Here is a 21,565-nt window from a genome sequence, read left to right on the forward strand (position 1 = left end):
CTCCACTGTGCTGCCCGCCGGCCCGGGTCGCAACGGCTCACCGGCGCCCGCCGCGCACCGGCGGCGCACCCGCGGCGGGCCTGTCCCGGGCCTGCCGCGGGCGGTCACTCAGCGCGGTCCGAGCTGTTCGAGGAGGTAGCAGCGGACCAGCCGCTTGCACTCGGCGATCATCGCCGGATCGCCCTGCGGGTCGCCGCGGAAGGCGAGTTTGAGCACCGCGTCCGCCGCCTCCAGGGCCACCCGCAGACCGAGGGTGAGCGCCGCCGGGTCGGCCGTCGCGAAGAGTTCGCCGCCGAGCGCCTGGAGCCGCAGCGCGACGGCCGTGTTGTTGTCCAGCTCGGTGTCCAGCAGGTGCCGGTCGTCGTCCACGCCGCTCGGCACGGCCGGTCCGGTGAGCCCGAAGTCCACCTGGCCGAAGCCGGGGACGGACCGTTTCATCGCGACGAACTCCTCCACCGCGAGGTCGGTGAAGCCGGCGGGCCCGGCCGGGACCTCGGCGCGCAGCCGTTCGTCGAGCCGGTGCAGGTAGCGGTCGAGGTTGCGGCCGGCGAGCGCGGCGAGCAGGTCCTCCTTGCCCGCGAAGAACTGGTAGAGGGTGCCGATCGGCACCTGCGCGCGCTGGGCCACCTCCTTGGTGGTGAGCGCCGCGGCCCCGGCCTCGTCGAGCAGCGCGGCGCAGGCGTCCAGGATCCGCTCGTAGCGCTCCTGACTGCGCTGCTGCACCGGCCGCCGCCGCCCGGGGCCGGTCCGCCCGGGGGCCGGGTGACTCCTCGTGTCCGCGCTCATGGGGCCACTGTGCCGCATCCGCTGTTCGGCGGGCCAATTCCCGGACCCGGACGGGGACGTTGCGCGCTCCCGGACGCGGCTAGGCTCTGCGCTGGTCACAGGGGCTGATCACCAGGGGTAGGGAGAGGAAGACATGGGGCAGAAGATCATCCGGTTCTCGGACCTGACCGGCCGGCACGCGGAGGAGGACGAGCTGGTGCGGATCGTCGTCCGCGAGCACCCCGATCTGGCGGACGGCCCGGTCGAGATCGAGGCGCTGCCCGGGGAGCTGGCCGGGGTCGCGGGCCTGGCGCTCGACCTGGTGACGGTCGAGCTGCACTACCCGGACGGCGACGAGCCGGACACCGTCGTGATGACCGCCGAGGCCTTCGACCGCCTGGCGACGGTCGCGCCGATGGCCGAGGTGCTGCGGGGCGCCGGGCGGGCCGCCCGCACGGTCCCGGCGCAGAGCGCGCCGGTCGGCGCCGCCGCCGTCCGCGAGCGGGTCAACTACGCGAGCCTGGAGCACGCCGGCCGCCCCCACAAGGGCCGCACCACCGACGCCGAGAAGCAGCTCGTCCGGGAGCATCTGGACGAGATCAACGAGCGTCTGGCCGCCGAGGGCCTCCGCACCGTCGACCTGGCCAACCCGGAGCACGTCACCCGCTACGGCCTGGACGACCTGGCCCGCGAGCGCGGCGCCACGCTCGGCTGACGCCCGCACGGGGGCCTGGCGGTGCGCCTGTGCGCTGACCCGGCGGTACGGGCCCGCGCCGCCGGGTCAGCAGGGGCGGAGCCCGATCGCGGCGCAGCCGTCGCGCACCCCGTCGAGACCGAACGCCTCGACGGGGCCGCGCACGCCGGGGGCCGCGGCGGGGCCGGTGGCGAGCCGCTGGGCGCCCCGGGCGAGGAGTTCGGAGGTGAGGTCGTAGCCGAGGTGCTGTATCTCGTGGCCACCGCCGGATCGGCTGTGGTCCCTGCGGGTGCTGCCGTTACCCCTGCGGGGTGATCGGTACGGGTGAATACCCCTCGGCAGGCGTGTCGGGGAGGCTTGGGCCGTCCCCTGGGCGATAACTAGATCATATGCCTGGCTGGAGACTGTCCTTCTGCGCGGCTGCCGCCGGCCTCGTGCTGGCCGGCTCGGTCGCCGACCTGCCGCTGGCCAACCTCGCCGCCAGCCTGCCCTACGGTGGGCCGGGAGCCGGGGGGTTGGTGCTGTCGGTGACGGTCGACGGCCGGCCGGGCACCCCCGAGGTGAAGACCGGCAGCGAGGTGCGGGTGAGCTACCACCTGCGCAACGACGGTGAAGCCCCGGTGACCGACCTGCGGATCACTGACACCCTCGCCCCCGGGGCCGAGCCCCGCTGCCCGGGGAGCGAGGACGGATCCATCCTCCAACTCCCGCCGGTCACCACCCTTGTGTGCACGGCGACCCTGCGCGCTCTGCCCGGTGAGCAGGAGGGGCTGGTCACCGCTCAAGGGGTGCTGGCCTACGGCCACCGCACCATCACCCGTACGGCGCACTCGGGTTACATCGGCGTGGGGGCGAGCCCGGGACCCCTCACGGGCGCGGGAGTACCCGCTGCGGGGGCGCCCACTGCAGCGGCACCCGTTCCGGGAGTACCGACTCCGGCGGTACCGACTCCGGCAGGAGTCGGGGCGACAGCGGCGCCGGTGTCGGCTCCGGCACCGCCTGGCGCCCCCGCGTGCGTACCCGGGGCGCCCCCGGGCGGGGCCGGAGCGCCTGGTGCTCCTGGGGCCGGGGCCCCGGCGGGCGGAGGGGCTGCGGTCGGCGCTCCCGCAGCCGCTGTTCCTGCGGGCGGGGTTCCCGTGGCCGGAGCGCCTGCGGCTGCTGCGCCCGCACCCGGAGCGCCTGCGATTGGTGCTGCTGCGGGCGGGGTTCCGGCGCCGGGTGCACCTGCGGCCGGTGCTGTTGCGCCCGGGGTTCCCGTGCCGGGAGCACCTGTACCCGTTGTCGCTGCGGGCGGGGTTCCCGCGCCCGGTGCTGCCGTACCCGGTGCTGCCTTACCTGGTGCTCCCGCGGCTGGTGTCCCTGCGGGCGGGGCGGCCGCCGCTGTTGCTCCTGCGGCGGGGGCGCGCGCGGCTGGGGCTCCTGCAGCTGGTGGTCCTGCGGCTGGTGCTCCCGCAGCTGTTCCTCCCGCGCCCGGAGCGGCTGCGGCCGTGGCCCCTGCGGGCGGAGCAGCTGGGGCCGTTGCACCTGCACCCGTGGCGCCCGCGCCCGCAGCGGGAGCTCCTGCGGCACCCGCTCCCGCACCCGCAGCAGGGGCGCCCGTAGCGGGAGCTCCGGCGCCCGCAGCAGCACCCGCGCCCGCAGCTCCGGCAGCAGGGGCACCTGCACCCGCAGCTCCCGGTACCGGCGTGCCGGGCAACGGGCGTAGGCCTGTACAGAACTCGCAGAGTTCCTCCAGTTCCTCCAGTTCCCCCAGCGCTTCCAGTGCCGCGTCCCCGTCACCGTCCCGCTCCCCTGGACCGGGTGTCGGGGGAGGCCACGTAGGGTCACCCCTCCTGCACTCCGGCCGCTTCAGCACCAACGCGGCCGCTCTGCCGCACACCTTCCTCCTCATGTTCTTCCTGGTCCTGTTCGTTCCCGCGATCGCCGCCGCAGTTATCGCGCGGCGCCGCCGCAGGGCGCGTCGCCGACCCGACCGAAGCTCAAGGGCGCCATGGAACAAGTAATCGTCGTGATCGGCATCGTCGCCGGATTCGTCGTCGTCGCCGGGGGTGCGGCCCTGCTCAACAGCCGTAGGGCCAAGCGATCGGCGCCGACGGAGGAGGTGGGCGATGACGACACTGCTGAATACCTGACGATGATGGTCGGTGTGCTGTACGCCCTCGTGCTGGGTCTCGCGCTGGTTTCGGTGTGGGAGGCCAAGGACGGCGTCGATGCCAATATCAGCGCCGAGGCGGGGGCACTGCACCAGACGTATCTGCTCGCCGACGGCCTCCCGCCCGACGCCGCTCAGCGGGCCCGCGCGGCGGCGGTCACCTACGCCACCTACGTCCAGAACGAGGAGTGGCCCCTGATGGAGCAGCGCAAGCCGCTGGGCCCGCGCGGCTGGATGCTTCTGCACGACGTGCAGAACGCGTGGACGTCCTTCGAACCCGCCACCAACGCGCAGCAGCAGGTGGACCAGTTGGCGTTCGGACAGATCTCCGTCGCCTACCAGGCGCGCCAGGGACGCGAGGCGGACGGAGGCGGGGGCATGTCGGGCGTGATGTGGTTCGGCCTGCTCGCCGGCGGTGCGCTCACCCTGGGCCTGATGTTCCTCTTCGGAATCCGGCGCACCCGCACGCATCTGGTCCTGGCCGTGGGCTTCACCAGCCTGATCGCCTTCATGGTCGTCTTCATCTACGCCTTGAACTCCCCCTTCGGAGGGCTGCTCGGCGTGAGTCCCGAGCCCTTCGCCTCGGTCGGCACCGGAGGCTGACGGAAGGTCGGCGGATCCGTCGCCGTCGAGGCCGGTCGTGCCCGGCGCCGGCCCGCCTCCTCTGGTGTTTCGGCGCGGCGCCAGTAACATGAGCCTTCCTCATGTTCTTGCCGGGAGGCTGCCATGCCGGACCGCTTCGACCTGCCGGCGGGGTTCCGCTGGGGTGTCGCCACCGCCGCGTACCAGATCGAGGGTGCCGTCGACGAGGACGGCCGCGGACCCTCCGTCTGGGACACCTTCGTCGCCCGGCCCGGGGCCGTCCGCGACGGTCACACCGGCGCGGTCGCCTGCGACCACTACCACCGCTATCCCGAGGACATCGCCCTGATGAGGGGCCTGGACCTGGACGGCTACCGCTTCTCCATGGCCTGGCCCCGTGTGCTCCCCGCCGGTGCGGGTGCCGTCAATTCCGCCGGCCTGGCCTTCTACGACCGTCTCGTCGACGCCCTCCTCGAAGCCGGCATCACCCCGCTCCCCACCCTCTTTCACTGGGACCTCCCGCAGGCCCTTGAGGACTCCGGCGGCTGGCTCGACCGCGACACCGCGTACCGCTTCGCCGACTACACCACCGTCGTCGCCGACCGCCTCGGCGACCGCGTCCCCGCCTGGATCACCCTCAACGAGCCCTTCGTCCACACCGTCTACGGCTATGCGATGGGCATCCACGCCCCCGGCCGCACCCTGATGTTCGAGGCCCTCCCGGCCGCCCACCACCAACTCCTCGCCCACGGCCTGGCCGCCTCGATCCTCCACGACCGCGGCCTGGAGGTGATGCTCTCCAACAACCTCACCCCGGTCGAGCCGGCCTCGCCCTCACCCGCCGACACGGCCGCCGCCGAGGCCTACGACGCCCTCCACAACCGCCTGTTCACCGACCCCGTCCTCCTCGGCCGCTACCCCGACCTCTCCGCCCTCGGCGTCCCCGACGACATCTTCGGCGCCGTCCGCCCCGGCGACCTCGACCTCATCCACGCCCCCGGCCTGGACGGCCTCGGCGTCAACTACTACAACCCCACCCGCATCGGCGCCCCCACCGACCCCGTCCTCCCCTTCACCCTCCTCGACATCCCCGAGGCCCCCGCCCACACCGCCTTCGGCTGGCCCGTCGTCCCCGAAGCCCTCACCCACCTCCTCCTCCACCTGCGGGACGTCTACGGCGAGGCCCTCCCACCCCTCACCATCACCGAGAACGGCTGCTCCGTCGACGCCTCCACCACCCCCGACCGCCCCCGCATCGACTACCTCGCGGCCCACCTCGACGCCCTCGCCGCCGCCATGGCCGAAGGAGTCGACGTCCGCGGCTACTACACCTGGTCCCTCCTCGACAACTTCGAATGGGCGGAGGGCTACCACCAACGCTTCGGCCTCGTCCACGTCGACTTCGCGACCCAGAAACGCACCCCCAGGGCCTCCTACGCCTGGTACCGCGACCTGATCGCAGCCCACCGGGCGCGGCTGCCAATGTAGTTGGCTTCAATCGCTGCGGGATGTATGGCCTTCCGGTAGCGGCCGAGAGGTCATCCGGATGGTGCGGCTGCGGCGGCTGGGCCCGAGAAACTGCGCAAATGACAGGGCGTTCTATGAATCCGCAGCCCATCGCCAGTGGTTTCAGTCGCGGGTTGGTTGTAGGGGGACCCGAAGCGCGCCGCCTCCGGAGAGTTCGTGCAAGGTCATTGCCGGTTCGCGAGGCGGCAGGTTAGCTTCACTCCTGCACCACCCGTCCCGTACCAGCCCGGCCGGCGCTCCGTTCCCCGGCCGGGTCCCGCACCCGGATGATGTGGAGATCACATGGCTCGAATAGGTTCCTTACTCCGGCTCGGCCTGGCCGCACCGGTCGTGCTGTCGCTGACCGCCTCGCTCGGGGCCCTCCCCGCGACGGCCTCGGCGGCTCCCCGGGCGCAGGTCGCCGAGCGGGCCGAGGACGCGAACACCCTGGCGTACGTGGTCAACACCAAGACCGACCGTCGCACGATCGCGGCGGTGCAGCGGGCCGTCACCGCGGCCGGCGGCAGCATCGTCGTCACCTACGACGGGATCGGCGTCATCGTCGTCCACTCGGCGAATCCCGACTTCGCCCGGCGCATGCGCGCGGTGCCCGGCGTGCAGTCGGCGGGGGCCACGCGGACCTCGCCGCTGAGCCCGGCGGGGGCGGGCGACGCGGGCCCGGTGCGGCCTCTGTCCGCAAGCGAGGTCGCGAGCATAGGGAAGGCGTCCGGAAGCGGCGCCGAACCCCTCGAAGCCGAGCAGTGGGCGCTGCGGGCGATCGGCGCGGACCAGGCCGCGAAGATCGACCCGGGCAGCGGGAACGTCACGGTCGCCGTGATCGACACCGGCGTCGACGACACCCACCCGGACCTCGCCCTGAACTTCTCCCCCTCGCAGTCCGCGAACTGCGCCGGCGGCAAGGCCGACACCACGTACGGCGCCTGGCGGCCGGTCGACCCAAACTACTTCCACGGCACCCACGTGGCGGGCACGATCGCCGCGGCCCGCAACGGTGTCGGCGTCGCGGGCGTGGCGCCCGGGGTGAAGGTCTCCGGGATCACGGTCTCCCAGCCCACTCCGCGCCAGCTGATCTACGCCGAGAGCGTCGTCTGCGCCTTCGTGTTCGCCGCCGACCACGGCGTGCAGATCACCAACAACAGCTACTACGTGGACCCTTGGCAGTACAACTGCCTGGACGACCCCGACCAGAAGGCCATCATCGACGCGGTCGACCGCGCCCAGCTCTACGCGCAGCGCAAGGGCACCCTCAATGTCGCCGGGGCCGGCAACGCCAACCACGACCTGGCCTCCGACGGTTTCACCGACGGCGGCAGCCCCGACGACTCCACCCCGTCGAGCCGGACGGTCGACCCGCACACCTGCTGGGACCTGCCCGCGCAACTGCCGGGCGTCGTCACGGTCAGCGCGACCGGCCCCACGAACACGCGGGCGTACTACTCCAACTACGGCCTCGGTGTGATCGACGTCGCGGCGCCGGGCGGCGACCAGTACGTCGCCTCGGACACGCCGTCCAAGAGCGGCGGCATCCTGTCGACGTTGCCGAACAACCAGTACGGCTACGAGCAGGGCACGTCCATGGCCACGCCCCACGTCGCCGGTGTGGCCGCGTTGCTGAAGTCCGCCCACCCGCACGCGACCCCGGAGCAGTTGCAGGCGATGCTCAAGGCCCAGGCGGACAACCCGGGTTGCCCGACGGCCCCGGCCGCCGGTACCGCCGGGGCCGGTGAGGCCACCGCGGACGCCGTCTGTGCGGGCGGCAAGCGGGTCAACGGGTTCTACGGCTTCGGCATCGTCAACGCCCTGCGCGCGGTCAACTGATCGTTTCAAAATGAGTTGAGCTGCACCCTCGTGCTCGGTGATCTTGGTCGGCAGGCTGTCCGGGTGCGTGTTGCTCTTGTGCCGGATGACCTGTGGGAGCGGGTGGCTCCGCTGCTGCCGCCCGCTCCCGAACGACGCCACCGCCACCCCGGGCGACTACGGGTCCCGGACCGGGCGGCCCCGGCGGGCATCATCTACGTGCTGCGGACCGGTGTCGCATGGCGCGATGTCCCCGCGCAGGCCGTGGGCTGCTCCGGAATCACGGCCTGGCGCCGCCTGCGGGACTGGACCGAGGCCGGCATCTGGCCCCGCCTGCATATCGCACTGCTGAACACCATGTGATCGTGGACCGTTGCGGCACCCCGCTCGTCAATCTCGCCATGCTCGAGGCAGCCGAGCTGGCCCTCGCGTTCCCCGACTGCACCTACGTCGACGAAGTCGTCCGCACCTACGAGACGACCATGCTCCCCCGTTTCCCCGACACGGCCAAGATCGTCGAAGGCGGCGCCGACCACCTGCTGTCCGCCGACAGCCCCGGCGAACCGCGCTGACGGCGACACCCAGACGTGAGCCTCGGCTTACGCTGGACAAGGAGCCCAGCAGAAGCCCCGGACCCTACTGGACGGCTGCCGTGGATCGGCGCCGCCGGCCTCATGCTGCGCCCCGCGGCCGGGAGGAGTGGGCCGGGACTCGCTGGAATCCCGGCTGTGAAGCGCTGCCCAGGCCCACCGCGAGGAGCCGACATGTCGGGACAGTTCGAGGCCGGCGTCGAGGTCGACCGCCCGGTGGACAAGGTCTTCGCCTATCTCGCTGACGGCCGCCATGACCCCGAGTTCAGCCACCGGGTTCTGGAGATCGCGAAGACTTCGGACGGCCCGACCATCGTCGGAACGGTCTTCCGCAGCACCGTGAAGGATGCCGGGATGAAGACCTCCCGCGAGTTCCGCATCACCGATGTGGAGGCGCCGCGCACCGTCCAGTGGGGCAAGAACCTCATCACCGCTGAAGGTGGCTACGACCTCGAACCGCTGCCGGACGGCCGTACCCGGGTCCGGATCTTCACCGTGCTCGAAGGCCACGGCCTCGGCAAGGCCCTGCTCGGCCCGGCCGCGCATGCCGCCCGCAAGGACGCCCCCGACTTCGGACGCCGGATCAAAGCTGCCATCGAGCGGTCCTGACCTCACGTACGCGGCAGCCGCGGGCGCTCGCTGCCGAAGGCGCGAACGTGGTCGCGGTAGCGCGCGGTATCACCGGTCCGCTGACCGCGCTCGCCCCGCAGGTGCACCCGGTGTCCGTCGACCTCACCGCGGCGGACGGCCCCGCAGTCGCGGTCGAGGAGGCAGTGTCGCGGTTCGGCGGGCCGGACATCCTGGTCAACGTCGGCGCGGTACGCCTTCGGCTGACCGGTCTCCTGTCGGTCACCGACGACGACTGGATCCAGGGACTGGCGATCAACTCTCTCGCCGCAGTCCGAACCACCCGAGCGGCCCTGCCCCGTCTGATCGAGCGCGGCAACGCCTCAATCGTGACCGTGAGCTCGGTCAACGCGTTCCTGCCCGACCCGACGATCATCGACTACTGCGCGGCCAAGTCGGCGCTCTCCAACTTCTGCAAGGCCCTCTCCAAGGAGGTCGGTCCGCGCGGAGTGCGGGTGAACGCAGTCAGCCCCGGGACGGTGTCCACAGCGCTGTGGCTCGGTGACGACGGCGTCGCCGCGACGGTCGAGAAAGCGGCGGGCGGAGATCCGGAGGACATCGCTCGAGCCGCCGTCCCGCAGTCGGCGATCAGCTGCTTCAGCCTCCCCCAGGAGGTCGCCGACCTGGTCGTGCTGCTGGCCGGCGACCGGGCGGGTAACGTCACCGTCAGCGACTCCGTCATCGATGGCGGCCTCGTCCAGACACTCTGAAATCCGCCCGGTCCGTGCGGACGGCGCCCGGGCTCCGGGCATGGAATCCGTGCCGAGGCTCGCCTTCGCCTACGACGCATTGGGTTCTGCGGGGCATCCGTCAGTCGATGCCCCAACTGTCCGAAAAAGCAAGATGATTGAAGATGGAGAATTGGGTTCTGGGTAGAATGACAGTCTGTTCGACGGGCCGAGGGCTATCACCAGCGCTTCGGCCTCGTCCACGTCGACTTCGAGACGCAGGTGCGCACCCCGAGGTCCTCGTACACCTGGTACCGCGACCTGATTACCACTCATCGGTCAAATTTTTCAAAGCAGTTGGCCTCACGAAGCCGCGGAGATGGATGACCGCTTGGCAGTATTCGATGGGCCCTTTGGATGGCGCGGACCGCAGCAGCTGAGCCCCGGCCTCAGGCAGAAGACGGCGTGTTCGACGAGTCCGTAGCCAGTCCCCAGTGGTTCAGTCATGGGTCGGTTGCGCAGGGAATATGGGTTTGCGGCTTCAGGACATCACCTCGCGTGTCCAGTCGGAAGGATCCCGATGCCAGGAGACTCCTTGCCCTGGCCCGACGCAGTTGCTCGGGCTCGTGCAGCCCTGAGGATGCGAGACCCGCTCGTGCAATCCCGGAAGCCCGGCGCGGAGGGGCGCCTGGCCGTGGTGCCGCGCGGTACGGCAAGGTGGGGTCCATGGCAAGTGTGGTGAATCCTGCGGCTTGGCGTTCTGTCCGCGAGGCGGCTCTCTCGCAGGTGTCCTCGGAGAGCGAAGGGATCATGCTCGCAGTCCTGGGTACCCGTGCCCTTCTGCTGTACCGGATTGATGAAGGTGAGCATCGCAGGCGGGAAGCGGTTGGCGCCGAGCGGTTGGACAGCATCCCCGTACTGGAGCGACTGCTCGGCCTTCCGGTCGACCTTCCCGTTCCGGTGGGCTCGCTCCCGCAGCGGGAAGAGCTTCCTGGCTTCCCTCACGGAGCGGTCGAGTCGGACACGGAGCTGGTCACACGTCGAGCGGTCCGGCCGCTCGCCGTCGACCTCGCGGTTGTGTCGGCCACCGACTGGCGGCGGGGTCTCGAGCGTGCAGGCCGATTCGCACCGTTCTGCCGCCGAGCTGTCCTGCTACGCCGGCCCCCGTGCGCGGGGTTGGACGAGATCTTGACGGAGGCCGCTTTCTACGGCATCGGCGTCTTCGTCCATGATCAGGACGGGATCCGGATAGCCCTGCAACCTGAGGCGTACAGGCCGCTGCGGCACACCGCAGCGGCCTGGCACTTCGTCGAGGAGCTGTATGGGCGACTTGGTTGAACCGCCCGTCTATCAGTCTGCTCCTGCGCCTGCCGATGTCGAAGGTGTCGTCGCATTCAGGATGGACCATCGCAGCAGTTGCGGCTGGACCCTGAATCCGTTCGGTTGCTGGATGGCGGCGTTGACGAGCGGATAGCGGTTCACGGCGGCACGGCAGCGTTCCTGCCACCACCTTTGGCGGTCGGGCCCGGGCGCCTGGGTCTGCAACGTCTGCTGCCAGGACAACAGCACGGATGTGTTGTGCTGGGCTGCCGTTCTGGCGTCACGATTGCTCGGGAAACTGTCCAACGGCCGTCGTCCGCAGGCCGTGCACTCACAAACGGGTGCGTGCGTCGCGGCGAAGCGGCGCGCGAGGGTCTTTCCGAGGAACAGGGCCATCAACTCGGGGAACAGAACGGACGGTGAATCGGCGAACCCCGAGCTCTTCGTCGGCTCGCCGGGCGGTACGACGTGCCGGAGGCGCCCCGAAAGCCCGTAGCCAGCGAATGCCGCGCCCCCGGCGAGCGCGCCGAACGCCGCGAGATCGGCCCGCAGCAAGGCGGTGCCTGGTACATGAGCCAGGACTCGGGTCAGGCCGGTGATAGCTTCGGGGAAGCGCGCCAGTGGGTCCAACTGGCCGCCGAGCATGATGGCCTTGGACCCCGGTGCTGTGCTCAGTTCATCAATGAGACTGTCGACCAGGGCGATCTGCAACCAGCCCACGTCGATCGGTAGCGCGAGCACGATTCGAGGATCCTCACGCACGGCCACCTCGCGCACAGCAGCCCGCACAGCGGCAGTGTCCCCGGCTCGGAGGTACCCGGTTGGCGTGAGCGCCGCCGTCGCGCCGACGGCGAGCTGCTCCTGGACTGCCTGACCGAGCGGGTCGGTGGCGGGGAACTCACCGGTCCGCTGCAGGTAGGGCACGTCTGCTGTCGCTATGTCGACCTCGTAGAACGCCGGGTCGGCGAGGAGCACGTCCTCATAGCCCTCCTCCCGTAGGTCCAGCGCTTTCCTGAGGGCCTTCGGCCCACCGATCACGAGCCCGCTCCGGCCTGTGTTGAGCTGCTCCCGCACCCACCCCACACGCGTGGCGTCCACATGGATGAGCAGTCGTTCGGCGAGCAACTCCGGTTGGGTGAATCGATCTTGGTCGGTGAAACGGGACCTCCGGCGTCGGGAGGATCCACGGGAACGGGAGCGCGGGACGGAGGAGTCGGACATGGCCTCGCCTTCGAATCGGCGGAAACACTCGACGACGTACTCGTGCTTCCAATCTACGGAGCGGAGCGAAACTCCGCGGTTCGCAGCAATGCCAGTTATTGTCGACAACGCGATAGTTGGCCGAAGGTCAGGTGGCTGCGGCCAGGATGGCGGCGTTGTGTTGAGGGGCAGGGGGCCGTCGTGCGGCTGGTACCGCGACTCGGTCGTCACTCACCGGGCATGATCTGCCAGGCAGTGGTCACTGCAGACTCGAATCGAGATCGTTGAGAACGGCTAGGACAGGGCCCCAGCACATCATGACGGTGTCGTGGTCGGGATCGATCCCGCGTTCCCGCTGCTGACGAAGGTGGACGAAGTTGCGGTACTCGCGGACGATCTTCATGAAGTCGTGTGCGTCGACCTGAATCCAACCTCGGGACCGGGCGGTGTCCAGTAGCAGCGCCAGGCCGGCCTTAGCCAGCGGCACCGGCCTTCCACCGTTCGGATTCGGGAACCCCTGGGCCAGGCTCGGGTCGCGTTTGGTCAGCACATCGAGTAGTAGACCTTCGGTGAAGCTTCCGATACCGATGAGGGTGAAGACGTACGCACCGTTGTCCGCGCAGATACGAGTCTCGTTCACCCGCTGCATGAGCTGACGCGTGATCTCCTCGCTGCTGACCAGTCGTCGAACACGTGCCTCCAAGTCCTCGGGCGGGCTGAAGGTGGTCGACCGGCCGTCCTGCCCGAGCGCACCCACCATCGGGCGGCCGCTAACGTAGGTGATCGACAGCTGCTCTGCGGTGAGGATCTGGTTGAGACCTTGCCGGAGGAGGTCGGCGGACGCCATGCCGTCCTCGTACTCCAGCGGGTCGCAGATACGACACAGGAAGCGACTGATGGCGGCTTCGTCACTGGCCGACTCCGTGATCGTCTCCGTCAGCCAGGACACTCGCGCCGTGCCGTCGTACTCGGCGGCTACCGGCCATGCCGCTCGTTTCAGCAGTTCGGCGAGCTGGTAGCCGGGGCGTTCGAAGGGGCCGTCCACGTCCACCACGAGTCGCGCGATGCGCTGGATGGTCATGGGATCGAGCTGGGCCATCAGATGTGCTCCTCGTCCGCGAACTGCTGAGAGTGATCGAAGGCCTGGTTGAGGCGTTCGACAATGACCCGTCCTCGCTTCCGGAAGCCGAGTTCGGTCATGGCCTGACTGATCCGGGTGTCACGGTCGAGTTGGTAGCCGTCGCTGAGAATCCAGCCGGCGAGCGAGCGGAGATCCGTGTCGGAGTAGGTGCCGATGCTGCCACCGGGCGTCAACGACGGTCTGTGTCCTCGCCGCGTCGACGGCTCTTCTGCCCGGCGCGGAGCGGGGACCGAGGTCTGAGGCGCTGTGCCGCTCGGCGGCTCATCGGCCGCGCGGACGACGTCCTGCCAGACACCGACAAGGCGGTCCGTCTCGGCCTGGGGGTCGGCGAACCAGTCTGCGGCCCAGATCCGGTGGAACTGCCATCCCAGCCGTTCCAGGTGAGCCTGGCGGAGCCGGTCACGGTCTCGTGCGCTCACTGTCCGGTGGTAGCGGTCGCCATCCGTCTCCACGGCGAGCAGCATCTGGCCGGGGCGTTCAGGATGAGCCAGGGCGAAGTCGATGCGGTAGCCGGAGACGCCCCATTGTGGGACGGCGGGGACGCCTGAGGACCGCAGGGCCTCCAGGACCTGCCGCTCGAACGGGTTCAGCTCGTACGTCTCCTGGCGTCCGCCCGACCGGGTGAGGTCACCCTGGACAGCGCAGTACTCGAGGAACAGGCGCAGCAGCTCGGGGCCGCGGTTCTTCGTTTCGGCACGCGGGCCGAAGTCGTGGTGGGAGAACGAGCTGACGACTGTCATGCGGTTGCGTGCGCGCGTGATGGCGACGTTGAGCCGGCGCTCTCCGCCTTCGTTGTTGAGCGGCCCGAAACGTTGGGCAAGCCGCCCGTTGGCGGCCTTGGCGTACCCGATGCTGAGGATGATGGCGTCGCGTTCGTCACCCTGCACGCGCTCGAGGTTTTTGATGAAGAAGCGCCGGCCGGGGCCCGCCTCGGGGCTGAAGTAGTCCTGCAGATCCGGCTGTGCCTCGAGGGCTCTCCGTAGGGCTAGATCGATGCGGTCGGCGTGCTTTTGGCCCATGGTGATGATGCCGAGGCTGAGGTCGGGGGTACGGCAGGCATGGTCGAGGGCCAGCTCCACCACTCGCGCGACCTCCTGGGGCGCGGAGCCGTCCTGGCCGGGCAGTGCGTGTCCGTCGACGACCTCCAAACGGATCGGACTCTCGACGGCGGTCCCGGGGAACGTCACGAGTTGGTCGCCGTAGATCTCGCGGTTGGAGAAGGCGATCAGTCTCTCGTCACTGCTCCGGTAGTGCCAGCGGAGGGTGTGGACGCGGGGCAGCCGACTGCTGAGCAAATCCAGGAGCGACTCGAAGACGCCGGGATCGTTCCCGTCCTCGTCGTCAGCGTCCTCCTGGTTGTCGGTGCCACTCAGTACGCGGCTGAAGAACGAGGTGGGCGGCAACTGGTTCCGGTCGCCCGCGACGACGACCTGGCGGCCCCGCATGATCGACGTCATGGCGTCGTGCGGCAGGATCTGGCTGGCTTCGTCGAAGACCACCACGTCGAACAGCCGGGTGGCCGGTAGCACCCGGCTGACCACGAGCGGCGACATGGCCCAGCAGGGTTTGGCCGCCAACAGCACGTCGGGGGCCTTGGCTACCAGTTTGCGCAGGGGCAGGTGGCGCGTCTTGCGGGCGGCCTGGTCGCGGACCACGGCGTTCTGGTCGCGGTGGGTATCGCGGGCCTTGCGCAGCCGGGCCGCCACGGTGTATCGCACGCGGCCGGCGTTGGCGGCCGTGTGGTCGCTGTCGGTGCGGCGGAACTGCGCGACGGCGTGGTCGTGTTCCCGTCCGGTGAAGGTGCGAACGTGCTGGGAATGCATCTTGATCTCGTCGAGCACGGATGACCACCAGGCGTACTGGAACCGGTCGACCACCGCCTCGGGCGTGGGGAGGCTCTGAGCCAGCTCGTCAAGCAGCGGCCCAAGCCCGGCGGCCTCCAAGCGGTCGGTCAGCTGGTTGAGTTCGGGCATCTGGTAGAGCGTCGCGCGGTCGGCGTCGAGTACTCGTACGATCTCGGCGACCTCATCGGCAGGCTTTTTCGCCCAGCCGTCGACACCCGCGCAGAGGGCGACTGCGGCGATCCGGTCGCGAAGCTCGATGAAGTTCTTCAGGGTGGCGCCGAGTTCAGGAACGGTGGACGGCGGTGCGCCGTCCGCCGACACGCTCTGCCAGCGAGTCCGCTGCGCTTGGACCTGGACCAGCCGTGTGTGGAGGAGCTGGCGGTCGCGAAGTCCGTCCCGATGGATGGCCGTGGCCTCACGGACCAAGGAGCGCCGCTGCCACCAGCCGATGGGCTGCCCGTGCTGCTTACGCCACGCTCGGTCAGCGGTGGCGGCGACGAGCCGGTCGAGCTGTGGTCCGAAGACCTCCGCAGTGAACTCCTCGAAGGTGCCGGACACGGCCTGCAAGAGTTCTAGCAGCTGCTGCCAGCCGTGGACGTCCTGTGCCTGGCACAGCCCTGCTGCGGTGATGAGCGTCTCGATATCCCGGCGAGTATCCAGGAAGGCCGTGCCCGCCAGCTGGTCGAGTCGTTCGAGGACTGGACGGAGTTCCTTGGCGTCCCGTACACGGGTGCGCGCCCAGGGGGACTGGCCGCGCCGAATCTGCAGCCCTTTTCGGCTGACGAACTTGTGAAGGTCCCGCTCCACCTGTTGCCGTGCAGCCAGGTCCAACTGCTTCAGGACGCCGCTGGGCAGGCGCCAGCGGGTCCGGTGCTCGGGCGGAACTCCTGACAGCACCGTCAGGGCTTGGTAGGCGCTTACTCCCCACGGGGACCGCAGTTTGTGGAACTCAGCGACGTGCTGACCGGTCTGACTGCGGAAGTGCTCGAGCGAGGTGTGCAACTGCTCAGGGCGCGGCGGCGGCTCCTGGCCGGACCGGTCGAGGGTCTCAAGAAGCTGTTGGGCCAGCTGGCGACGGTTCAACTTGTTCCCGTGGAGATCGAGAACGAGTCCGTCGAGGTCGGCCTGGGCGAGTCGATCGGTAACCGCCTCGATCGCGGCGCGCTTCTCCGCGACGAAGAGGACGCGCCGTCCCTCAGCAGCCAGCGCGGCGATGAGGTTGGCGATGGTCTGGCTCTTACCCGTTCCGGGAGGGCCCTCAATGACCACATGTCGGCCGGCCAGCACGGCGCGGATCGCCTGCTGCTGAGAGGCATCGGCATCGTGGACGAGGAACTCCTCCTGTGGCGGGATCTCGCCCACTGGGGGAGGGGTCTCCGTGTCCTCCAGCAGCGAGCGGGCCGCCGAGCTGTCGCCGGCGATGGCGGCGATGACGGGGTGCTCGGCGAGCAATGAGACCGAGTTCTTCAGGTCGTTGACCATGGGCAGACGGTCGAAACTGAATGCCCCGACCACGAGGCGTTCCTCGAACGACGCGGGCAGCCCGCTTCGACGGAGGGACTTGGCGAGGTGGTCGTAAACAGCGCGAACCCGGGTACCCGGATCCGTCTGCTCTTCAAGCGTGGCCGAAGCCTGGTCGGCCAGTTGGTCGAGGTCGTCGTCCAGACCGTACTGGCGGTTCAGCGCGTAAAGCAGGACCGGATTGATCTCCGGCTCGCCGTCGATCTGGAGGACGTAGTCGTTCTCGGTGGCTGTGCGCGGCTGGATCGTCAGGGGCAGCAGCACGAGGGGAGCGCGCAGCGGGGGGACGACGGTTGTGCCACGTGTCTTCGGCGGGTCCACGTTCAGCAGTCCGCAGGCCAGGCGACCTGCCTCGACACCTTGTTCCTCGTCCAGTTCCAGGATCCGGCGCCGCAGGTAGCGCGCGCGAAGGCAGGCAGATTTGTGATCGGACGGATCGGGGACGAGGCTCGCGAGCCGGACCTTTCGGCCGCTCAGTAGCGCGTACTGCTGCTCGGCGGAGATTGCGGTCAGGTCGAGACTGCCAGTCTTCGAGTCCTTGAAGTGCAGCAAGGTGTTGCGCGGCCCGAGATCAATGAGTTCGTCGGCCCATCGCTGAGCTTGAGAGGCCACGGCCTCCTCCCGTGCGCGAGTGGCGGTGCCGTTCACTTTGCTACCCCTCTGGTCCGATCCTCTTCGTAAGTCCGCCTGGTCGGTGGGCGAACGCACCAGGCTACGAGCTCTGTTGAGAGGAAGAGGCAAAATTCGGAGCTTGATCGGAGATGACGGGGAGCGCATAGGAGTGTTGCTTGCGTGAAGACGTGCGCCCCGGGCGCGTCATCGGCAAGCAGGCGCTTCGTGGGCACGCAGGGCAACGGGAGAGAAACGGGCTAGACGGTGTACGCGCTGGCCGAGCCGGCGTCGAGGGGGAGCTCCAGAACGAGGATTAGGATGACACCCTGTTCGACGGGCCGAGGGCTACCACCAGCGCTTCGGCCTCGTCCACGTCGACTTCGAGACGCAGATGCGCACCCCGAGGTCCTCATACACCTGGTACCGCGACCTGATCGCGGCGCACCGGAATCGCCGCGTACGGTAGTTGGCCTTCGGGGTCAGTGGTGGCGCGCGACGGTCCAGTCCCGGAAGGCGGGCATGGCGGACAGGGGCGTCTGTGGTCGCACGTCACGGCAACGGGTGATCGACGGGCGCAGGAGCCGTCACCAGTAGTCCCGGTCGGCGACCCGACCGGCTCTGGGCGGCCGACACGGCCTACCTGGATCCGCTCGGCAGCGAGCGTCGGCAGGTCCTCGAAGGAGCACGGCGATCCGCGCGGCGGTGGCGGCGGCCTTGTCGGTGGCGATGAAGCCCGAGGCGACGGCGTTGACGGTGGTGCCGAACCGGCCCGGCCCGGTGGCCAGGGTCTTGGTGGGTGCTCAAGCGGCTTGCCGAGGACCGCAGGGCCGTGAAGATCACCTGGTCCACCCGTCCGGGGTGGTGTGCCGTCCGAGGCCAACGCGGCGGGCGTCGGCACAATGAGGCATGGGATCAAGCCCTGGGCCGACCGGTTCACCGTCGGCGACACTCGATCAGGCCGCCGCGCGGGGTGAGCGCTGGTGGCCGGTGGCACTGGCGATCGCCACGGCCGCGATGCTCCACCTGGCGCTGCCCGCCTCGTACCGGCTGGACCCCGCATGGATGGTTCCCGTGGTCATGCTCACCCTGCTGGGGGCACTGATCCTCGGTGACCCGGGGCGGATCGATCGGCAGAAGCGGTGGCTCAGAGTGGTCACCGACGTCATGATCGGCTTCATCACCGTGGCCAACCTCTATGCGGGTGTCCACCTGGTGGCGGACATCCTGACCAATGACAAGCTGTTCGCCGACAACGCCACCGGTCTGCTGGCCACCGGGGGAGTGACCTGGGCCACGAACGTGATCGCCTTCGCGCTGTGGTACTGGGACCTCGACCGAGGCGGTGCAGCTGCCCGCGCCCACCCGATCCAGTCGAGCCCGAGCTTCGTGTTTCCCGAGATGCAGCACTCGGCCTACGTGACGGCCGACTGGGTGCCGACGTTCGCTGACTACCTGTCGCTGGCCTTCTGGACCGCCACGGCGTTCAGCCCGGCCGACGTCTCCGCTGTCAGGAGATGGGCGAAGCTGCTGATGATGGTGGAGGCCGCGGCCTCCCTCATCGTCGCTGCCCTGGTGATCGCCCGCGCGATCAACATCCTGCAGTAGACGAGGCGGGCACACCGGCCTGTGGTGAGCAGCCGCCGCGTCGACGAAGTCCGTGGGATGGGCACGACCGGTGTGAGCAGGTGCACCCGACTGGTGGCCATCCGTGCCCGGGCATTCCCCCCCCCGGGCTGACGATGTGTCGGCCTGCGCAGGATGACAGGGCGTTCGACGGGCCGAGGGGTTCAATCAAAGGCTCGGTCTGGTCCAGGTCGACTTCGAGACGCAGCGCCGCACCCCCAGGGCTTCCTGCGCCTGGTGCCGCGACCTGATCGCGGCCCACCGGGCCTGGCGGGCACGGTGGTTGAGGTGGCTCGACCGGGCCCGAGCCGGCGTCCCGGGTGTGACGTCGGTCATACCGCCGCCGTCGGGTGGCGGACAACTGGCGTTCGCAGCCGCAGAAGCCGCAGGTCACGGGCGGAACCGGCGGTCCGCGGACGAACGGCGGCGGTCGAACGATCTGGCGATCCGGGGAGGATTGGGCCTAGCCTGCCCGCCATGTCCCAGAACACGAACACTCCCGGCTTCCCCGGGCAGCCGGTCGCTCCGGTCGGCGACTCCGCCAAGGTGCAGCGCCAGGTACAGCAGCAGGCGGGTGTCGGCCCGGTCTCCGGTGGCGGCGGCACCCTGTTCTCCGAGCCGGTCCTCGTGGTGAACCAGAAGGCCAAGCTGATCGAGCTGACCAACGAGTACGCCGTCTTCGACCAGCAGGGCGCCGCGCTGGGCTCGGTGGTCCAGGTCGGCCAGAGCGGTCTGCGCAAGGTTCTCCGGCTGCTCACCTCCCTCGACCAGTACCTGACCCACAAGCTGGAGATCCGTGACGCGCAGGGTGCCCCGGCGCTGCTGCTGACCCGCCCGGCGAAGTTCATCAAGTCGCGGGTGATCGTGCAGCTTCCGAACGGCCAGGAAGTCGGCCAGATCGTTCAGCAGAACGCCATCGGGAAGATCAACTTCGCGCTGGAGGTCGGCGGGCGGAAGGTCGGCGCCGTCAAGGCCGAGAACTGGCGGGCCTGGAACTTCTCCATCGTCGACGAGACGGACACCGAGATCGCCCGGATCACCAAGACCTGGGAAGGCCTGGCGAAGACGATGTTCACCACGGCCGACAACTACGTGCTCCAGATCCACCGCCCGCTCGCCGACCCGCTGCTCAGCCTCGTCGTGGCGACCGCGCTGACCGTGGACACCGCGCTGAAGCAGGACGCCCGCGGCCTCGGCTAGCGAGCCCGGTTCGCGGTGCCGGCCTCCCCCGTGCGGGCGGGGAGGCCGGCACCGGTCGGCGCGCCGGTGGTCCCGGGGGCGGCCGCCACGCGGTTGCGGAGCGTGCCGAGGTGCTCGACCTCGACCTCGACGACATCGCCGGGGCGCAGGTGGCGACCGGAGAACACGCCGGCGCCGCGGGGCGTTCCGGTGAGGATCACGTCGCCGGGTTCGAGGGTCTGGTAGTGCGAGAGGAAGGAGACCAGCTCGGCCACGCCGTGAAGGAAGCCGCTGGTGCGATCGTCCTGGCGCACCTCGCCGTTGACCCGGGTGCGCAGCCGCAGGTCGAGCGGCTCCGGGAATTCGTCCGGAGTGACCAGGCAGGGGCCGAGCGGCTTGAAGGTGTCGAAGCTCTTGGACACGCCGATGGAGGCGATCGGATCGCCGGACATCGCCCGCTTCTGGATGTCGCGCGCGGAGACGTCGTTGGCGATGGTCAGGCCGGCGAGGTGGTCCCTCGCGTCGGCGGCGTCGACGGCGGTCGCGGGCCTGCCGATGACGGCGGCGACCTCGCCCTCGTAGTCGACCTGTCCGGCCGCGACCGCCGGGAGGCGGATGTCGTCGCCGGGGGCGATGACCGCGGATCCCGCGACGACCTGGAAGTTCGGCTCGGCGGGCAGGACGATGTCGGGCCGCCCCATCGCGGCGAACATCTCCAGGGCCTCCTCCGCGTGGCTGCGGTAGTTCAGGCCGACGATCAGGATCTTCCCGGGCCGGCGGACGGGGGCGTGCACCCGAACCCCGTCGAGCGGGACCCGCCGGAGGACCGCCGCCGTGCGGGCCGCCGCGACCCCGGGGCCGCGCAGGAGGGCGCCCAGGTCGGAGAAGGGGAGATCGAGCAGGGAGAGCTCACCGGGGGCGTCCTCCCTGGCGATGCCCAGGGCTGTGCTGTAGAGGCGCATCAATGACTCCCGCGGGTCGGGGGAAGGAATTCTCTTGTTTTAAAGTCAAGAGCGTTCTTGTTTCGAAGTCAAGAGTTCATCGATCGTCGGGCTCCGGCTCTCCGGAGCCGCAGGTGGGGCGTGGACGGGGCGTGGGCGGGGGTGCGGGCGGGGGTGCGCGGGGGTGCCGCCTAGGCTTGGTTGTCATGCCAAGGAACCGTCAGCAGATCCCGAAAGCCGAGCGCGAGGCCGTCCTGGTCGAGAGCGCCTGGGAACTATTCGCCACCCAGGGGTACAAGGGGACCAGCCTGGCCGAGGTCGGCAGGGCGGCGGGCGTCGCGGCGAACGCCGTGCGGTGGTACTTCCCGACCAAGGACGAACTGTTCGCCGCCGCGCTGGACCGCCTGTTCCTGCGGGAGCGGGAGCGCGTCGAGGCGGATCCGGCGATCGGGGGCGATCCCCGGCGGCAGCTGGTGACGTTCCTCGTCGACCTGGAGGCCTATCGCGGGCTCCACCGGGAGGCGTACGACCGCATGGGCGAGTCGCCGGCCCTCGCCGACGCCTACTCCCGCATGCGGGAGTGGCTGGAGGGCCGCCTCCTCGCCGCTGTCGCGAGCCGGTTGCCCGAGGGGGCGGACGTCGCGCCGGTGGCGGACGTGGCGCACGTGCTCTTCGAAGGGCTGCTGGTCAGCATCCGGGAGCTGGACCGGCCGACCGAGGAGCTCGTCGACCTGCTGATGGAGGCGCTGGTCGCGGTCGCGGCGGCGCGCTGAACCATCTCT

17 protein-coding genes and 3 pseudogenes are annotated in these 21,565 nt (G+C 70.0%); 15 read left to right on the forward strand and 5 right to left on the reverse strand.

Going from position 1 to position 21,565, the window contains the following annotated elements; translation table 11 throughout:
- Window positions 1-108 precede the first annotated feature (108 nt).
- Window positions 109-786 carry a TetR family transcriptional regulator gene (locus ACFC0B_RS10020; RefSeq protein ID WP_376084422.1) on the reverse strand — a complete coding sequence of 226 codons (678 nt, stop codon included), beginning with the start codon at window positions 784-786 and terminating at the stop codon, window positions 109-111.
- Between the two features lie 133 nt (window positions 787-919).
- On the opposite strand from ACFC0B_RS10020, the gene ACFC0B_RS10025 reads away from it, so the two are divergent.
- The 11 genes and pseudogenes from ACFC0B_RS10025 (at window position 920) to ACFC0B_RS10075 (ending at window position 10,740) form a co-directional block, all read left to right on the forward strand.
- Entirely contained in the window at window positions 920-1,480 is a 561-nt protein-coding gene (locus ACFC0B_RS10025; protein WP_376084424.1) for a hypothetical protein, read from the forward strand.
- 1,032 nt (window positions 1,481-2,512) lie between these two features.
- Window positions 2,513-3,061 (forward strand): hypothetical protein, encoded by a 549-nt coding sequence (locus ACFC0B_RS10030; RefSeq protein WP_376084426.1) that lies wholly within the window; start codon window positions 2,513-2,515, stop codon window positions 3,059-3,061.
- Window positions 3,062-3,467: 406 nt separating this feature from the next.
- Window positions 3,468-4,214: a hypothetical protein gene (locus ACFC0B_RS10035; protein ID WP_376084427.1), complete on the forward strand. Its 747-nt coding sequence runs from the start codon at window positions 3,468-3,470 to the stop codon at window positions 4,212-4,214.
- A 123-nt stretch (window positions 4,215-4,337) separates the two neighbouring features.
- On the forward strand, window positions 4,338-5,681 hold the full coding sequence (locus ACFC0B_RS10040) for a GH1 family beta-glucosidase (protein WP_376084429.1): 1,344 nt from the start codon (window positions 4,338-4,340) through the stop codon (window positions 5,679-5,681).
- 321 nt (window positions 5,682-6,002) lie between these two features.
- Window positions 6,003-7,538, forward strand: a complete 1,536-nt coding sequence (locus ACFC0B_RS10045; protein WP_376084431.1) for a S8 family serine peptidase — start codon at window positions 6,003-6,005, stop codon at window positions 7,536-7,538.
- A 63-nt stretch (window positions 7,539-7,601) separates the two neighbouring features.
- A pseudogene (locus tag ACFC0B_RS10050) lies at window positions 7,602-7,868 on the forward strand (transposase); the annotation flags it as partial.
- Between the two features lie 50 nt (window positions 7,869-7,918).
- Window positions 7,919-8,089, forward strand: coding sequence for a hypothetical protein (locus tag ACFC0B_RS10055; protein WP_376084433.1), 171 nt, complete (start codon window positions 7,919-7,921; stop codon window positions 8,087-8,089).
- A gap of 192 nt (window positions 8,090-8,281) precedes the next feature.
- Window positions 8,282-8,716, forward strand: a complete 435-nt coding sequence (locus ACFC0B_RS10060; RefSeq protein ID WP_376084435.1) for an SRPBCC family protein — start codon at window positions 8,282-8,284, stop codon at window positions 8,714-8,716.
- On the forward strand, window positions 8,713-9,444 hold the full coding sequence (locus ACFC0B_RS10065) for an SDR family oxidoreductase (RefSeq protein ID WP_376085089.1): 732 nt from the start codon (window positions 8,713-8,715) through the stop codon (window positions 9,442-9,444). The genes ACFC0B_RS10060 and ACFC0B_RS10065 overlap by 4 nt, the downstream gene beginning before the upstream one ends.
- Before the next feature lie 186 nt (window positions 9,445-9,630).
- Window positions 9,631-9,789 (forward strand): annotated as a pseudogene (locus ACFC0B_RS10070) (family 1 glycosylhydrolase); the annotation flags it as partial.
- A 339-nt stretch (window positions 9,790-10,128) separates the two neighbouring features.
- The gene (locus ACFC0B_RS10075; RefSeq protein ID WP_376084437.1) at window positions 10,129-10,740 is read left to right on the forward strand and encodes a hypothetical protein; all 612 of its coding nucleotides are present in this window, start codon (window positions 10,129-10,131) and stop codon (window positions 10,738-10,740) included.
- A gap of 12 nt (window positions 10,741-10,752) precedes the next feature.
- Here the strand turns inward: ACFC0B_RS10075 and ACFC0B_RS10080 are convergent, their stop codons facing one another.
- The 3 genes from ACFC0B_RS10080 to ACFC0B_RS10090 form a co-directional block, all read right to left on the reverse strand.
- The gene (locus tag ACFC0B_RS10080) at window positions 10,753-11,847 is read right to left on the reverse strand and encodes a hypothetical protein (protein WP_376084439.1); all 1,095 of its coding nucleotides are present in this window, start codon (window positions 11,845-11,847) and stop codon (window positions 10,753-10,755) included.
- A gap of 334 nt (window positions 11,848-12,181) precedes the next feature.
- Complete coding sequence (locus tag ACFC0B_RS10085; RefSeq protein ID WP_376084441.1) at window positions 12,182-13,021, reverse strand: hypothetical protein; 840 nt, start codon at window positions 13,019-13,021, stop codon at window positions 12,182-12,184.
- Window positions 13,021-17,076, reverse strand: coding sequence for an AAA domain-containing protein (locus ACFC0B_RS10090; protein ID WP_376084442.1), 4,056 nt, complete (start codon window positions 17,074-17,076; stop codon window positions 13,021-13,023). The genes ACFC0B_RS10085 and ACFC0B_RS10090 overlap by 1 nt, the downstream gene beginning before the upstream one ends.
- A 301-nt stretch (window positions 17,077-17,377) precedes the next feature.
- On the opposite strand from ACFC0B_RS10090, the pseudogene ACFC0B_RS10095 reads away from it, so the two are divergent.
- The 3 genes and pseudogenes from ACFC0B_RS10095 to ACFC0B_RS10105 form a co-directional block, all read left to right on the forward strand.
- Window positions 17,378-17,506 (forward strand): annotated as a pseudogene (locus tag ACFC0B_RS10095) (family 1 glycosylhydrolase); the annotation flags it as partial.
- Window positions 17,507-18,027: 521 nt separating this feature from the next.
- On the forward strand, window positions 18,028-18,645 hold the full coding sequence (locus ACFC0B_RS10100) for a hypothetical protein (protein WP_376084444.1): 618 nt from the start codon (window positions 18,028-18,030) through the stop codon (window positions 18,643-18,645).
- Window positions 18,646-18,942: 297 nt separating this feature from the next.
- Window positions 18,943-19,863 (forward strand): LURP-one-related/scramblase family protein, encoded by a 921-nt coding sequence (locus ACFC0B_RS10105; RefSeq protein ID WP_376084445.1) that lies wholly within the window; start codon window positions 18,943-18,945, stop codon window positions 19,861-19,863.
- Here the strand turns inward: ACFC0B_RS10105 and ACFC0B_RS10110 are convergent.
- Window positions 19,860-20,804 (reverse strand): fumarylacetoacetate hydrolase family protein, encoded by a 945-nt coding sequence (locus ACFC0B_RS10110; protein WP_376084446.1) that lies wholly within the window; start codon window positions 20,802-20,804, stop codon window positions 19,860-19,862. The genes ACFC0B_RS10105 and ACFC0B_RS10110 overlap by 4 nt on opposite strands.
- Before the next feature lie 185 nt (window positions 20,805-20,989).
- Between ACFC0B_RS10110 and ACFC0B_RS10115 the strand changes: the two genes are divergently transcribed.
- Window positions 20,990-21,556, forward strand: coding sequence for a TetR/AcrR family transcriptional regulator (locus ACFC0B_RS10115; RefSeq protein WP_376084448.1), 567 nt, complete (start codon window positions 20,990-20,992; stop codon window positions 21,554-21,556).
- Window positions 21,557-21,565 lie beyond the last annotated feature (9 nt).

The sequence above is a fragment of the Kitasatospora sp. NPDC056184 genome (assembly GCF_042268405.1).
GTDB lineage: Bacteria > Actinomycetota > Actinomycetes > Streptomycetales > Streptomycetaceae > Kitasatospora.